The sequence below is a fragment of the Xanthomarina sp. F1114 genome, assembly GCF_026410255.1.
Classification (GTDB): domain Bacteria; phylum Bacteroidota; class Bacteroidia; order Flavobacteriales; family Flavobacteriaceae; genus Xanthomarina.
This window is the reverse complement of sequence record NZ_JAPMLL010000018.1, coordinates 11,540-27,105: the sequence shown is the minus strand read 5'-3', so window position 1 is coordinate 27,105 and position 15,566 is coordinate 11,540. Positions and strand designations below refer to the sequence as shown.

Genomic DNA, 15,566 nt, shown 5'->3' with positions numbered 1-15,566 from the left:
AAAATCCACAAATCTTAAAAACCTTCTAAGAAGTTAATTTTAATCACTGCCAAACCGCAATTGGTTTGATTATTGCTATATTTAACACAGCTCAATTTTAACTATGCATTTAGGAAGATTTTCATTACGTAATCGCATATTTATAGCCATGATTCTCCTGGTTTTGATAGCTTCTATTTTAATTGCATCGGTTGCAATCTATCAATACAACGAAGAAGCTAGAGATTACCATAATGAACGACTTGAGCGTAAGGAAGAAAATATAAAGGAAAGTATTAATTACGCCATTAGAAAAACTACCTATCCGGTTTCTACAGAAACCATGCCTCTTATCTTTAAAAATGAGATTTATGAAATTGCAGCCATTCATAAATTGCAACTTAATCTGTACGATTTAGATGGAAGCCTTATAAAGTCTTCCAAAGCTACTTTTGAAACAGATTCTCTAACACAATGTTTAAGTGCCAAAGTCTTAAATGTTTTATCTAATACGGTAGAACATAGGTATGTAAGTACAACTATTGAAAACAATGAAGCCTTTCTATCCTCTTATTCTTATATAACAGATCATAAGTTTAAGCCATTAGCTATTTTAAATATTCCTTATTTGGAAAATGACAATTTTTTAAATAAAGAGTTAAACGAGTTCCTACTGCGTCTGGCATACGCCTACATGGTCATGTTGATTATAGCTATAACCCTAGCATATTTTTTATCGAAGTATATTACCAAATCGCTTAAAACTATTAGCGATAAAATAAATGAAACCCGATTAGAAAAACATAATAAAAAAATAGAAATAGGTTCCACAAGTGAAGAAATTGCGACCCTGGTTAGAGCTTATAATAGTATGATAGATGAGCTTGAAGATAGTGCTGTTAAACTAGCAACAAGCGAACGGGAACAAGCATGGCGAGAAATGGCTAAACAGGTGGCACATGAAATTAAAAACCCATTAACACCTATGCGTTTAACTGTACAGAGTTTTCAACGTAAGTTTGATCCAAACGATGAGCATATTTACCAGAAGGTTGATGAATATTCCAAAACACTTATTCAGCAAATAGATACTATGAGCTCGATAGCTTCAGCATTTTCAAACTTTGCTAAAATGCCTGCTCAACAAAATGAAACCTTAAATTTAGTAGAAATTACTAGATTGGCTTTGGATATTTTTAGTGAAGATTATATTGAGTTTATTGCGAAAAGCGATAGAATTACAGTGCGATTTGACAAAGCCCAACTTATTAGAGTTATTACTAACCTAATAAAAAATGGAATTCAGGCTATTCCTGATGATAAGAAGGATAAAAAAATAATAGTAAAAGTCTATGAGGATGAGAGTACTGTAAATATTAGCATATCAGATAATGGCATCGGGATTTCAGAAGTTAATAGGCAACGAATTTTCGAACCAAAATTCACCACAAAAACAAGTGGAATGGGACTTGGGCTTGCCATGGTAAAAAACATAGTGGAAACCTATAATGGAAGTATTACTTTTACATCTAAGAAGGATGTGGGTACTACTTTTAAAGTGAGTTTTCCAAAAGGTTAAATTATAAAGTACGTATAGCAAATTTTTTAAACGAGATTAAATAACACAAAATAATAGATTATGAGTTACGAAAATATCTTAGTTGATTTCCAAAATGGAATTTCGACACTTACCATTAACAGACCTAGTAAACTGAATGCATTAAACAAAGCTACAATTCAGGAATTACATGATGCTTTAGACGCAGCAAATAAAGATGCCAATACCAAAGTTATTATCCTTACAGGAAGTGGCGAGAAAGCTTTTGTTGCAGGAGCAGATATTAGCGAGTTTGCACATTTTGATGTTTCAAACGGAGGTAAACTGGCAGCCAAAGGTCAAGAATTGTTATTCGATTTTCTCGAAAATCTATCTACTCCAGTAATTGCTGCCGTTAATGGTTTTGCACTTGGAGGAGGTTTGGAATTAGCCATGGCTTGTCATTTTAGATTAGCTAGCGATAATGCCAAAATGGGATTGCCAGAAACATCTCTTGGAGTTATTCCAGGTTACGGTGGGACTCAACGTTTACCACAATTAGTTGGAAAAGGACGCGCTATGGAAATGATTATGACGGCTGGGATGATTGACGCCAATCAAGCGCAAGCTTATGGCTTGGTAAATCATGTTACAAGTCCAGAAGAGCTGTTGCCACTTGCTGAAAAAATTGCAGGTAAAATTATGCGAAATTCTTCTGTAGCCATAAAAGGAGCAATTAAAGCTGTTAACGCTAATTTTAAAGATAGTGTAGATGGGTATCAGGTAGAAATTGAGGAGTTTGGAAACTGTTTCGGAACCGAAGATTTCACCGAAGGAACTACAGCCTTTTTAGAAAAACGCAAAGCAGATTTTCCCGGAAAATAATTCTAGTATAAAACCTGTTAAATACAAAAAAGCGATTTCAAATAATGAAATCGCTTTTTTTTTGTGATAATTTAAATCTAGATAAAATTAATTATCTATAATTGTTAACTCATCAACAATATTTTGTGCATTAGAATATTTATCTATCAACCAAAGTACATATCTAATATCTACACTAATAGTACGTTGTAAATCGGCATCAAAAATTACATCTCCAGCCATAGCTTCAATATTTCCATCGAAAGCCAAGCCAATAACTTCTCCTTTTCCATTAATAACAGGAGATCCAGAGTTTCCACCAGTAATGTCGTTATCTGTTAAGAAGTTTACAGAAAGTTCGCCTTTTTCATTTGCATAACGTCCGTAATCTTTTGTTTCGTAGATGTCTAACATGTGCTGAGGTAAATCGAATTCAGGATCGTCTGCTTTATATTTTGCTACCATCCCTTTTAAGGTTGTGTAGTTGTTTACTTCTGCATCGTTACTTTTATTTTCATTAGTTGGTAAAGCTCTTACTTTTCCGTAAGATAAACGCAATGTAGAGTTAGCATCTGGATATTGAATACTACTTAACCCAGAAACACGTAAGCCTTCAACTAATAATCTAAACGATTTTTGATAGTCATTTTCAGGTTGTACTAAAGCTTCAGGGTTTTCACGGTATTTAGTAAGTAAAGTTGTCGATAACTTATATAATTCATCATTTTCAATAACAGCTTTATCTGGAGACTTTAAAAAAGCTTCTACTTTTTCTTTTGAAGAGAAAATACTAGAATCAAAAGCAGAATTGATATAAGATGTAAAATCGTTATTGTTTTTACTTCCAACTTCAGTAATTAATTCTGGTAAATCATAGTTAGATTTTGTAGTGTATAATTCTAACTGCTTTGCTAAAACTTCTTTTTCTAAAGGCAGGTAAATGTCTTTATAAGCATTGTCTACAAAACTTTGTAGTCTTGGAAGCATTTCTTCGCGTTTTGCTTCGTTTGCATCGGCATATTGTTCAAAAGCGCCACCTAACCTATATGGTAAGGCTGCAAATGTACTAGAACGCAACATCCCAACTAAATAGTTGTCGTGTTTTGCTTTTTCGTTAGTAAGCGCATAATATTTATTGATGTTAGATATAACATCTCCATACTCTTCTTTATTGGCTTTTTTATTGGCCCATTTGTTAAATTTCTTTTCAACTTTGGCTTTTGTTTTAACGGTTTCATGAGCTGTTAACGCATCAATCATTCCACCTCTATTTTTCCAATAGTTAGCAATACTAGCATATTTTGAAGCATACATTAAGTTAACAGCTTCATCTTTATTCATATACTTTTTCATAACATCCATGCTTAATTTTGAGCCTTCAACCCAAGCAGGATATGCATATTTTACGTTTTGCTCCACCCCTTGAGCAGGCATCCAACGGTTTGTTCTTCCCGGATATCCTAAAATCATAGCAAAGTCGTCTTCTTTAACTCCATCGATATTTACCGGAAGATGGTACTTTGCTTTCATAGGAATGTTTGTTTCAGCGTAATCGGCTGCATTTCCATCTGCATCTGTGTAAACTCTAAATAAAGAGAAATCTCCTGTGTGTCTTGGCCATTCCCAGTTATCCGTATCTCCACCGTATTTTCCAACGCTTTCTGGAGGAGTTCCTACTAAACGAACATCTTTATAATCTTCGTAAACAAAATAGTAAAATTCGTTTCCTTGGTAGAAAGAACGTACAGAAACGGTGTATTTACCACCTTCGTTATTTTCTTGCTCAATTTTTGCAATTTCTTTGTTAATAGCAGCTTCACGTTCTTTTTCGCTCATGCTATCATTTACCTGAGATAGAATTCTTTTTGAAACATCGTCCATTCTAACAAAAAAGCGAACGTATAAGCTTTCTGGTTTTAATTCATCTTCAAAAGAACCAGCCCAATAGCCATTTTTTAAATGGTTTTGTTCTGCAGTTGATAGTTCTGCAATAGCCGAATATCCACAGTGATGGTTGGTAAGTACCAAACCACTATCGGAAATAATACTAGCTGTACAGCCACCATTAAATTGAACAATCCCGTCTTTTAAGCTCTGGTTATTGATACTGTAAATTTCTTCGGGAGTTAATTGAAGTCCCATTTTTTGCATATCGCGATAATTTAAACGCTCTATATGCATTAAAAACCACATTCCTTCGTTGGCCAATAATGGCGACAAAAATGTCATAGAAAGAACGGTTAACGATAAAATAAATTTTTTCATATTCTCAAGTTTAGTGATAAAGGTCAAAAATATCGAAAATATCTATAGTTAACGTGTTTTTAGGTTGTTAAAAAGATGTTATAATTTTAAGATGAAGCTAAATGAAGACTAAAGAACTTAGAAAAATACATTTAAGTAAAAACAGAATCTCTTATTTTATACCTTCCCATTCCGCATAAAATTGCTCAAGATATTGCAGCATAAAGTCGTGTCTTTTAGCGGCAATTTCTTTACCTGTTTTGGTGTTCATTCTATCTTTTAATAAAAGGAGTTTTTCGTAGAAATGATTGATTGTTGGAGCTGTTGAGGATTTATATTCCTCTTTATTCATATTAAGGTTGGGCTCAATTTCTGGATTATAAAGCGCTCTATTTTTAAAACCACCATAATTAAAAGTCCTGGCAATACCAATAGCACCCAGCGCGTCTAATCTATCGGCATCTTGAATAACGTCCAGTTCTGGCGATTGAAATTCTTGAGTTAGGTTGCCTCCTTTAAACGAGATGTTTTTAATTATTAGCACCACATGATTAATAGTATCTAGGTCTACTTGAATACTTGTTAAAAATTCCCGGGCTAATTTAGGTCCTATGGTTTCGTCTCCCTTGGTAAATTTACTATCGGCAATATCATGTAAGAGAGCGCCAAGTGAAACAACGAATGTATCCACTTCTTCATTTTTAGAAATGAGTGAACAATTATTAAGGACTCTTTGTGTATGAAACCAATCGTGTCCACCTTCGGCATTTGCAAGGGTTTTCTTTACAAAGCTGATTGTTTTTTCAATTTGTTCTTTCTGTTTCATTTTAATATTTCCCAATAGGCTCTACCCATTTAAACTGATAGGAGTTTTCAGGAACTTTCATACGTTCAGATAGTCTTGTTAAACGAGAAGGAAGTTTCATTAAATAATCACGTGCTTTTTCTGCTTCATCAGAAAGGTTGGTAATTTTATCAATTTCCCAACGCACAATAAGTTTTTCTAAAATATCCACATAATCTTTAGATGTATAAACTCCTATGCGTTGTGCTGTATTAGAAAACTCTTCGAAAGCAGATCCAATTTTTCCGCCAGATTCTCTTAAGAAATGTGCTGGCATGGTTATTTTTAATTTCATCATTTGCTGAAACGCCATCATCATTTGGTTTGGATCTACCTTGAAAATACGTTCTACAAATTCGCAATATGCATGGTGATGTCTCATTTCGTCTCCAGAAATAATTTTACACATTTTACTTAATTGCTTATTTCCTTTGTCTTTTGCTAGTTTTGCCACACGGTTGTGAGAGATATAAGTGGCTAGTTCTTGAAAACTAGTATACAAAAAGTTTTTATATGGGTCTTGGTCTGTGCCAATATCAAATCCATCAGCAATAAGATGATGGGTGGTTTTTTCAATTTCCTTCATATTAACACGTCCGGAAAGATAGAGGTATTTGTTTAAAACATCACCGTGACGGTTTTCTTCGGCCGTCCAATGTCTTACCCATTTTCCCCAAGAGTTTCTTCCAATTTGGTCCACACCTTCAACATCCATTAACCAAGATTCGTAAGTTGGTAGTGCTTCTTCAGTAATCATATCTCCAACTAAAACTACCCAGAAATCGTATGGGAGTTCTTTAGAAAGTTCTCTAATTTCTTTGACTTCTTCCATAAAGTTTTCACCTTCAGAATTAGGTAAAAAATCTGTGGGCTGCCAAATACTGTCTACAGGAATTAAGTATTTTTCAATTAAAGAATCTACATCCTTCTCTAAATGATTCATTACTTCCAATCTGATATTTTTTAAAGACATAATTTAGAATTTTAAGGGTTAATACTCGAGCCTATGGTTTTTTCAACTTGTTTGATAAGTTCTTGCCTATCTTCAAAGTTAGATAATTTTATAGGTTCATGTACAGTTAATTGGATATGATTTCCAATTCCCATTGGAAATTTACCATATTTTAACATTTTCCATGAGTTATTAATGCTAATAGGGACGATGGTTGCTGAAGGAATTTTCTTAAACAACATTTCTAAACCCTTTGTTTGAAATTGCTTTGGATGTCCATCTTTACTACGGGTTCCTTCCGGGAAAATAACAGCAGCCCGGTTGTTTTTTTCAATATATTCTCCAAACTTCATAATGGCTGGTAAAGCTTGTCTAGGGTTTTTTCTATCTATTAAAACCGAACCTCCATGGCGCAAATTATAGGATACGCTTGGTATTCCTTTTCCTAGTTCTTTCTTACTAATAAACTTAGGGTGATGTTTACGCATATACCACATAATAGGCGAAATATCGTACATGCTTTGATGATTAGCCACAATAATTAACGGCTGATTTGTAGCAATTTTATGAGGATTGGTGAAGGTATATCTCGTGCCCAAAATATTGGTACAACGCATGATGAAAAACTGAAGGACATCCACACTTTTTTTATGTGCCTGATAACCAAATACATTAAAACAAACCCATTGAATGGGATGAAAAATAGCTAAAGTACTTAAAAAGACTACAGCGTAAATAGACGTTAAAATATAAGCTAAAAGTTTCTCCATATCGCAAAATTAAGAAAATATAGGAGCTTACAAACATTAATATATGGGAAAGCAGCTATTATTTTTACATTCAAAACCTGTTGGAGCTAGTACTGCCATGCAATCTGAAATTGCATCACATTCTTTGTTATAAGTTGCTTCCATACTATTGAAATTAGTAACCCAATTTTCTAATTTTAAAGTATCGATAGAAGTGCTATAAACTAAATATTCCCATGCTCTACCACAAGGTTTCCTTCCAAATGCTATATAACGACATTCATAATTATCGTTACAAATAGAAGTTTCTGCTAAAGATCGAATTTGATCTCTTTGCGTATCTAAATTTGTTAATCTATCATTACATGACACATTTTTGTCTGTGTCTGAACAGTTAGTAGCAGCTAAAAAGAAAAGTTGCGAAATAAATATGCTTATTATAATCGGGAACTTCATAAGACCTTATTTTTAGAAACCTATTGAGCTAAAAGCCTTAAGTAAAGATATAAAAAAAACCACGATTTTTAGTCGTGGTCTCTTTATGATTTAATCTCTTTTTTTAAAGAGAGATGTTCGTTTTCAAATTATTAGCAATGCGTATTGTAAGCATCTACTAAGTTTTCTGCAATCACTTCTGCTGGACGGCCTTCAATATGGTGACGTTCTAACATGTGAACTAATTCACCATCTTTAAATAAAGCAATACAAGGAGAGCTTGGAGGGAATGGCACCATGTGTTCTCTAGCTTTGTCTACTGCTTCTTTATCTACACCTGCAAAAACAGTTACTAAATTATCTGGGTGTTTTGCATTTTTAATACTCATACTTGCTCCTGGACGTGCATTGGCTGCAGCACAACCACAAACAGAGTTTACAACAACTAAAGTGGTGCCTTTTTTTGCTAAAGCACTGTCTACAGCTTCGGCAGTGTGTAACTCGTTAAAACCAACTTTAGTTAAATCTTCGCGCATTGGCTTTACTAATTCTGCTGGATACATATTTTTTAATTTTTAAGATTATTATTTTAATAACACAAAGATACGGAAAAAGTATTCAGTTGAATATGGTTATTAGCAGTCTTTTAACGTGTTTGATAATATGAATACAGCTTTTATTTTATTTGGAATAGGTAACAATTTCATTAAAAAAACGACTAACAATAGTATATTTACCCAAATATTAAGATTGTAATAAAAAGGATGTTCTGAGTTTGTTGTAACAAGAGAAGGATATTCAGAAAAAAAATAAAGAATAATACATGAATTTTTCAAAATGGATTGGCGCAGCTATAGGATGGTCTTTTGGTGGTCCAATTGGTGCTATTTTAGGAATGATTTTAGGAAGTGTTGTCGATGGATTTTCTAGAGGTACTATTAAAGTAGATCCGCAACAAACCTACCAAAGGACAAGGCAAACCCAATCTGGAGATTTTGAAGTTAGCTTACTTATTTTATCTTCTATTGTAATTAAAGCAGATGGCAAGCAAGATCAAAGAGAATTAGATTTTGTACGTCAGCAATTTGTTGGAATGTACGGAAAAGATAGAGCCAACCATGCTTTTAAATTATTTAAAGAGCTTAATAAACAAGATATCCCGGTAAGACAGGTTTGTATGCAGATTAGACAAATGATGGATCATCCCTCTCGATTGCAATTACTTCATTTTTTATTCGGAATAGCTAAAGCAGATGGGATTGTTGTTGAAAACGAAGTGAAAACCATTCAATCTATTGCAAATTATTTGGGGATTAGTCTTCGCGACTTTGAAAGTATTAAAGCCATGTTTTATAACAGTAGTGATAATGCTTATAAAATCTTAGAAATAACAAAAGAAGCCACTGTTTCAGAAATTAAAACTGCCTATAGAAAGATGGCTAAAAAATACCATCCAGATAAGGTCATTCATTTAGGAAAAGAACACCAACAGGGCGCTGAGGAAAAGTTCCGTCAGGTTCAAGGAGCTTATGAGCAATTGCAGAATGAGCGTGGATTTTAACCTCTAAACAAAAAGAAATCGTCTTTCATATCTTCAATTTGTGCATCTTCGTTAGTTATAATATAATCGATAGCTTTAGATGTAAATTCGTCTCCTTTTTGGGTTAATGAAACAATATCATTATCAATTAAAATCATATTATTTTTTAAAGCCAAATCTAAAACAGTTTTTGCTCTTACTTTTTGCCAATTTATATGCTCTTGTAAATGGTTAACATGACGTTCATTTTCTTCTGTATGATTTTTTAAATGAAGTAAAAAGGTCAATAAAGATACTTCTGTACGTTGCTGTTTTTCTCTATATATCACTGCAATTAGGCCTTTGCTTGGGGCAAATAAATAGATTACCAGGAATAATAAACCTAACATAGTTGTGATGGATCCTGCAATAGAAGCATCCAGCCAATGCGCCAACCAATAACCTGAAATAGCACTAAAAACGCCAAAACTAACGGCCAAGCCAAGCATTTTCTTTAGGTCTGTAGTCAATAAATAAGCGCTGGCAGCAGGTGCAATCATTAAAGCTACAACAAGAATGGCGCCTACAGCATCAAAAGCACCTACGGTTGTAACTGAAGTAACCGTCATTAGTCCGTAATGGATTAAAACCGGAGAAAAACCTAAAGAGGCAGATAAGCCAGCATCGAAAGTACTTAGTTTTAATTCCTTAAAAAAAGCGAATAATAGTCCAATAGTTATGAGTAAAATAGTTCCAATAACCCAAAGAGATTTTGGTCCCATATCTGTTTGGCCTAGATAAATTCTATCGAAGGGTGCAAAAGCTAATTCTCCTAATAAAACGGCATCTATATCCAAATGAATATCGTTGGCATTTTTAGCAATTAAAATAACCCCAATACTAAAAAGAACGGGAAAGACCAATCCAATAGCTGTATCCTCTTTTACCAAACCTGTTTTTTGAATACGTTCTACCAAAACAACTGTAATTACTCCAGTTAAAGCTGCAAACAAAATTAATAATGGCGAGTTGAGATCTTGGGTTATAAAAAAACCAATCACAAGCCCAGGTAAGATAGAATGACTAATGGCATCGCTAATCATAGCCATTTTTCTAAGTACTAAAAACGTACCAGGAATAGCACAAGCAATAGCAACCAAACTAGCAATTAACTGAATTTCTAATTGTGCATTATTCATCTTTTATGGCTTGTTGATTATATAAATTAGCTGCTGTTTCAAAGCCTTTTTCGGTTAAACTCCACATGGTTCCATCTAGGGTAACATAACCTTTATCTACTAACTTCTGAAGTGTTTTTCGTGTATAACCTTGAAAGTTATTTAAGATTTTAATGGTATGTGGATGCGAAATATTATCGTGCGTTTCTGCAATATGATACATAAAAGCCAAAGTTTTTTGTAATTCTAAATCGCGTCTGTTAGCAATAAATCTAATCTGACGAAATAGCAAACCTCTACTTGGCGAAAATATAAAAGAAAACACCACAAAAACTGAAGCTACAATAACAATAACAGGTCCTGTAGATAGGTTGTTTTGGCTAGCGCTAATGGCTGTACCTAACACTCCAGAGACTGCTCCAAAAACAGCAGCTAAGAACACCATTGTAGATAAGCTGTTTGTCCATTGTCTTGCAGCTGCTGCTGGAGCTAGAAGCATGGCACTCATTAATACAACCCCTACAGTTTGTAAACCCAGAACAATAGCTAAAACAATAAAAGAAGTAATAAGAATGTCAATAAATTTGGTGTTAAAACCAAGAGTTTTAGCATAATCAGCATCAAAGAGGAATAATTTAAATTCTTTCCAAAAAAACAATAAAACAAGTAGGCATAATCCTGTGACTGTGGCCATCAGCCAGACATCACTTTCTACCAAAGTAGCTGCTTGTCCAAATAAATACTTGTCCAAACCGGCTTGATTGGCATTAGGTTGCTTTTCAATAAAGGTGAGCAATAACATTCCAAACCCAAAAAATAATGAAAGAATTAGTCCTAGAGCCGTATCAGATTTTAAATGTGTTTTGGTAACAATTCCTCTAATCCAGAAAGTACCAATTAAACCACTTATTAGAGCTCCAATAAGTAAAGTGTTGGTGTCTTTAGATCCAGTAATTAAGAAGGCAATAGCAATCCCTGGAAGAGCGGCGTGAGAAATAGCATCTCCAAGTAAACTTTGTTTTCGCAATACAGCAAAGCTACCTAACATTCCTGTTACACCACCAAGAATAGCTGTTCCAAGAGTGATGGTCCTTAAAGTGTAATCGTTAATAACTAGAGAAAAATATTCTTGAATATCCATTACTCCTGAATGCTTACTTTATAATTAATTCCGTAGGTTTTTGTTAAGTTATCGTCGTTAAAAATATCTTTAACTGGACCAGTAGCAATTTTCTTCACATTTAAAAAAGTAACCCAATCAAAATATTCAGGTACGGTTTGTAAATCGTGATGCACTACAATTACTGTTTTTCCAGCTTTACGCAATTCTTTTAAAATATTAATGATAGCTATTTCTGTGGTAGCATCAACTCCTTGAAAAGGTTCGTCCATAAAATAAATAGAGGCATCTTGAACCAGAGCACGGGCTAAAAATATACGTTGTTGCTGTCCACCTGAAAGCTGACTGATTTGTCTATTTTTAAAAGCTAACATACCAACTTTCTCCAAAGCTTCGAGCGAGGCTTTTTTCTCTTTTAGTCCCGGACGTTTAATCCAACCTAAACTGCCATAAGTTCCCATCATTACAACATCTAATGCCGTGGTTGGGAAATCCCAATCTACACTTCCTTTTTGTGGTACATAAGCTACTAGTTTTCGCTGCTCGTCATAAGGTTTCCCGTAGATAGTTACGCTTCCAGCAATAGGTTTTAATATTCCTAGAATGGCTTTTATTAAGGTGGATTTTCCGGCACCATTTGGACCAACAATAGCCATAAGAACCCCTTCTGGAATTTCTAAATCGATATCCCAAAGTACGGGTTTATAGTTATAGGCAACTGTTAAATCGTCTACTTGAACCGCCATCTTGTGTTCGGAAACAGAAGTTTTTTCTTGAATTTTTATTTCGCTCACCTAGTTTTTGTTTTAGTCGTTTTCATCATTTACTAGTCTTTAAGGAAATTCCTGAATAGTTAGATCGCTTATTTCAAGGCATCTACAATGGTATTTACATTGTACTCAAACATGCCAATATATGTGCCTTCAAGAGTTCCAGCGTTTCCTAGTGCATCGGAATACAAAGTGCCTCCAATAGCCACGTCATGTTTTTTAGATATTACTGCAGCTTGAAGGGCTTCGATAGTTCGTTTAGGAACAGAGCTTTCAACAAAAATGGCTTTAACTTGTTTATCAATAATAAAGGCAGCAAGTTTTTGAACATCTTGAACTCCAGCTTCTGTTGCTGTAGAAAGACCTTGTAAGCCTACAACTTCGAATCCGAAGGCTTTCCCAAAGTAATTAAAGGCATCGTGGGCAGTTACTAAAATACGTTTATCTTGTGGAAGAGTTTCTATGGTTGCTTGTAAATTTTCTTTTAAAACAAGTAATTTTTCTAAATAGGTTTTTGCATTAGCCTCATAAAACGCTTTATTTTCAGGGTTTGCTTCCGATAAACTTTCTGCAACATATTGAGTAATTTGAATCCAATAATCGACATTAAACCATATATGAGGGTCGTAATTTCCAGTAAAACTCTCTGAAGAAATAAGCCTGCTTTGATCTAAAGCATCAGAAACGGCAATAGTTTTAATATTTTGGTGACGCATTTTTTCGAAAACTTCAACTAATTTTCCTTCTAAATGTAACCCGCCATAAAATATCATGTCGGCATTTGCTAATTTAGAAACGTCGCCTTCACTCGCTTTGTAAAGATGCGGATCGACTCCTGATCCCATTAATCCCTGAATATTTATTTTATCGCCTCCAACATTACTAACCAGATCGGTAATCATAGTAGTTGTAGTTACAATGTTTAGTTTTCCGTTATCCTCTTTTGTGTTTTTACAATTGAATAAAACTGTGAACAATAACAGACTAAAAACTATTTTTTTCATACATCTAAATATTTATTGCGAAGTTACTAAAAAAATGACTGTTTTTTAGAAAAGATGATACCTAAGTCCAAAGAATAAACGGATGCCTTGGTTAGGGCCATATACATAACTGGGATCAAAAGTTAAGGCATACGGATTATCTGGGGTTGCAACAACGTCTCCATTGGAATCGAAAACAACATTTTCATCGAAAGGATCATCTGCTCTTGCAATAATAAACGGATTTCCTTTGTTAGGTGTCCAATTTAATAGGTTTTTTACGCCTGCATATATTTCAAATTTTTCAAAACCATCATAAGTAAATTGTATGTTTTGAATACTCCAAACCGGAGAATATTCTTGTCGAGGGTCTAAGTCGCTAAGCAAAGGTAGGCGCATAGGTCCGAAAAGGTTTCCCGTATAATCTATGGTTATATTTGTTGGATAGTTTTTATATGAAAGCGACCAAACTCCCGAATACTGCTCAGTTAACATTTGCTTCACTTTTTCACCATCTATAGTTTGAGAAACATCTTGGAAAGTAGCACCAATAGAAGCACGGATTCCACTTGCAAAAACAGCATCTACATTAAAACTAATACCTTTAGAAACGGAATACCCATCCAAATTAGCGTAGATTATCTGGTTGGGATTGGTGTCGTAATCAGGAATAATGGCATTGGTAAAATAGGTGTACCAAGCAGAAGTATCGAAAGTAAAATGCATGCCACTTGTGGTATATAATTTTTTGAGATAGTTTAAATTAATATTATAAGACTCTTCAGGTTTTAGTTCCTCCTCAATTATTACATCTCTAGCTCCGGTAAGAGCAGCATGTTCCTCTGTAAATAGATTAACCACTCTAAATCCTGTTCCAGCGTTTAATCGGATAATATCGTTTTCGGTTGGTTTAAATCTGTATGCAATCCGTGGGGTAAAAATTGAACCATGACGTTTGTCATAGTCGTAACGCAAGCCAAGTAACAGGCTTTGCTTTGTATTGAAAGCAATTTCATCTTGAATAAAAAGTGAAGGAATAACTATTTCATCGGCTATAACTGTGGCTGTAGTATTATCGTTATAGTAGTTGTAGCGCAAGGCCGTACCAAATAAGAGATCGTGGTTATTTAGCTGTTTATCCCATATAAACTGACCAAAAGCAATACGTTGCTGGGCCATATAAAAGGTGTCTCCATAAGCAGAATTTTGATCGTGATCTGAATATGAAAACTGGAAGTTTATACGCTCGATAATTGGAAGTTGGTAGTTACCAAGTATTTCATATCTGGACGTATAGATACTTTCGCCATAAACTTCATTACCACCTCTAAAACTTGGGTTCCATTGCATTTCTCCTCCCCATCGATCTTCATAAAAATATCTTCCTGCTAAAGAAAACAATCTGTTATTTTCGCGTTGAAAATTCCATTTTTGAAAAATAGAAATGCGATCTTGTAGTGTAACATCGGTGAAATTGTCATTGTTATTATCTATGGGATTGCTGTAATTAAAATAATTGGCACCAACTAACAGTGACGTTTTATCGCTTATTTGAGCTTTAAATCCAGCATCTACATTTAATTCTCCCCAACCTGTAATAAAGGCGTCGGCCGAGAATACAGGTGCGTTTTCAGGTAGTTTTGTAATAATATTAATGAGGCCTCCAACAGCTTCACTCCCATACAGTGATGAAGCTGGACCTTTTACAATTTCTACTTGCTCAATAAGAGAGTTTGGAATTCCAGAAAGACCGTAAACAGTAGATAAACCGCTTACAATTGGCATTCCATCGATTAAAACTAAGGTATAAGGACCTTCTAAACCATTAATATGAATATCTCCAGTATTACAAACATTGCAATTTAATTGTGGTCTAACACCGTTCACGTTTTGAAGCGCTTCAAAAATATTAGGAGTTGGATTTTTTTTTAAAAAAGTGGGTGTATAAACTTCCACGGGCACCGGACTTTCTAATCTAGAAACTGCTTTTAAGGTTCCCGTAATGGTAATTTCGTTTAAAGATTCGCCACTTTCTAGGTTAAAATTAACACGAAGATCTTTATCTGTTATTGTTATTTCTTTTTTAACTGTATTGTATCCAGTGAATGAAGCTATTATCTGGTAAGTTCCTGGACTAAGATTTTCAATTAGATACTTCCCATTGTCGTTTGTAGTAGTTCCTTTTATGGTGTTCTCTAAATAAACACTAGCAAAAGGGAGTGTTTCATTACTGCTTGTAACAGTACCAGAAACACTAAAGTTTTCTTGAGCAATTAATCCAAACGGAATGAATATAAAAAAGTAAATTAGCCTCATGTTAAGTATATTTTTTGCAAAGGTAAATATATTTTTAGAACAGACTAAAAATATATTTGTTATTTAATTGTTTTAT

General features: G+C 34.2%; 14 protein-coding genes. 3 read left to right on the top strand and 11 right to left on the bottom strand.

Annotated features, from left to right (window positions below):
* The first annotated feature begins 103 nt into the window (after positions 1 to 103).
* Both OS188_RS13605 and OS188_RS13600 read left to right on the top strand, forming a co-directional pair.
* Positions 104 to 1,558: a sensor histidine kinase gene (locus tag OS188_RS13605; protein ID WP_267149399.1), complete on the top strand. Its 1,455-nt coding sequence runs from the start codon at positions 104 to 106 to the stop codon at positions 1,556 to 1,558.
* A gap of 60 nt (positions 1,559 to 1,618) precedes the next feature.
* Positions 1,619 to 2,401 carry an enoyl-CoA hydratase/isomerase family protein gene (locus OS188_RS13600; RefSeq protein WP_267149398.1) on the top strand — a complete coding sequence of 261 codons (783 nt, stop codon included), beginning with the start codon at positions 1,619 to 1,621 and terminating at the stop codon, positions 2,399 to 2,401.
* 87 nt (positions 2,402 to 2,488) lie between these two features.
* Here the strand turns inward: OS188_RS13600 and OS188_RS13595 are convergent, their stop codons facing one another.
* From OS188_RS13595 to OS188_RS13570, 6 genes are all read right to left on the bottom strand, one after another.
* A complete protein-coding gene (locus OS188_RS13595; protein ID WP_267149397.1) occupies positions 2,489 to 4,645 on the bottom strand; it encodes a S46 family peptidase in 2,157 nt (718 codons plus the stop codon).
* Between the two features lie 151 nt (positions 4,646 to 4,796).
* Positions 4,797 to 5,450: an HD domain-containing protein gene (locus tag OS188_RS13590; protein ID WP_267149396.1), complete on the bottom strand. Its 654-nt coding sequence runs from the start codon at positions 5,448 to 5,450 to the stop codon at positions 4,797 to 4,799.
* A gap of 1 nt (position 5,451) precedes the next feature.
* Positions 5,452 to 6,441 (bottom strand): acyl-ACP desaturase, encoded by a 990-nt coding sequence (locus OS188_RS13585; RefSeq protein WP_267149395.1) that lies wholly within the window; start codon positions 6,439 to 6,441, stop codon positions 5,452 to 5,454.
* An 11-nt stretch (positions 6,442 to 6,452) separates the two neighbouring features.
* Positions 6,453 to 7,190, bottom strand: a complete 738-nt coding sequence (locus tag OS188_RS13580) for a lysophospholipid acyltransferase family protein (RefSeq protein WP_267149394.1) — start codon at positions 7,188 to 7,190, stop codon at positions 6,453 to 6,455.
* 36 nt (positions 7,191 to 7,226) lie between these two features.
* Positions 7,227 to 7,625 carry a hypothetical protein gene (locus OS188_RS13575; RefSeq protein WP_267149393.1) on the bottom strand — a complete coding sequence of 133 codons (399 nt, stop codon included), beginning with the start codon at positions 7,623 to 7,625 and terminating at the stop codon, positions 7,227 to 7,229.
* A gap of 131 nt (positions 7,626 to 7,756) precedes the next feature.
* Positions 7,757 to 8,167: a BrxA/BrxB family bacilliredoxin gene (locus OS188_RS13570; RefSeq protein ID WP_267149392.1), complete on the bottom strand. Its 411-nt coding sequence runs from the start codon at positions 8,165 to 8,167 to the stop codon at positions 7,757 to 7,759.
* 260 nt (positions 8,168 to 8,427) lie between these two features.
* Here OS188_RS13570 and OS188_RS13565 point away from each other — a divergent pair, with 260 nt between their 5' ends.
* Positions 8,428 to 9,165 (top strand): TerB family tellurite resistance protein, encoded by a 738-nt coding sequence (locus OS188_RS13565; protein WP_267149391.1) that lies wholly within the window; start codon positions 8,428 to 8,430, stop codon positions 9,163 to 9,165.
* Here OS188_RS13565 and OS188_RS13560 read toward each other — a convergent pair.
* The 5 genes from OS188_RS13560 to OS188_RS13540 form a co-directional block, all read right to left on the bottom strand.
* Positions 9,162 to 10,322, bottom strand: coding sequence for a metal ABC transporter permease (locus OS188_RS13560; RefSeq protein WP_267149390.1), 1,161 nt, complete (start codon positions 10,320 to 10,322; stop codon positions 9,162 to 9,164). The genes OS188_RS13565 and OS188_RS13560 overlap by 4 nt on opposite strands.
* Complete coding sequence (locus tag OS188_RS13555) at positions 10,315 to 11,442, bottom strand: metal ABC transporter permease (RefSeq protein WP_267149389.1); 1,128 nt, start codon at positions 11,440 to 11,442, stop codon at positions 10,315 to 10,317. The genes OS188_RS13560 and OS188_RS13555 overlap by 8 nt, the downstream gene beginning before the upstream one ends.
* Complete coding sequence (locus tag OS188_RS13550) at positions 11,442 to 12,167, bottom strand: metal ABC transporter ATP-binding protein (protein WP_267149421.1); 726 nt, start codon at positions 12,165 to 12,167, stop codon at positions 11,442 to 11,444. The genes OS188_RS13555 and OS188_RS13550 overlap by 1 nt, the downstream gene beginning before the upstream one ends.
* A gap of 116 nt (positions 12,168 to 12,283) precedes the next feature.
* Positions 12,284 to 13,195, bottom strand: a complete 912-nt coding sequence (locus OS188_RS13545; protein WP_267149388.1) for a metal ABC transporter solute-binding protein, Zn/Mn family — start codon at positions 13,193 to 13,195, stop codon at positions 12,284 to 12,286.
* A 45-nt stretch (positions 13,196 to 13,240) separates the two neighbouring features.
* Positions 13,241 to 15,490 (bottom strand): TonB-dependent receptor, encoded by a 2,250-nt coding sequence (locus OS188_RS13540; RefSeq protein WP_267149387.1) that lies wholly within the window; start codon positions 15,488 to 15,490, stop codon positions 13,241 to 13,243.
* Between the last annotated feature and the right edge of the window lie 76 nt (positions 15,491 to 15,566).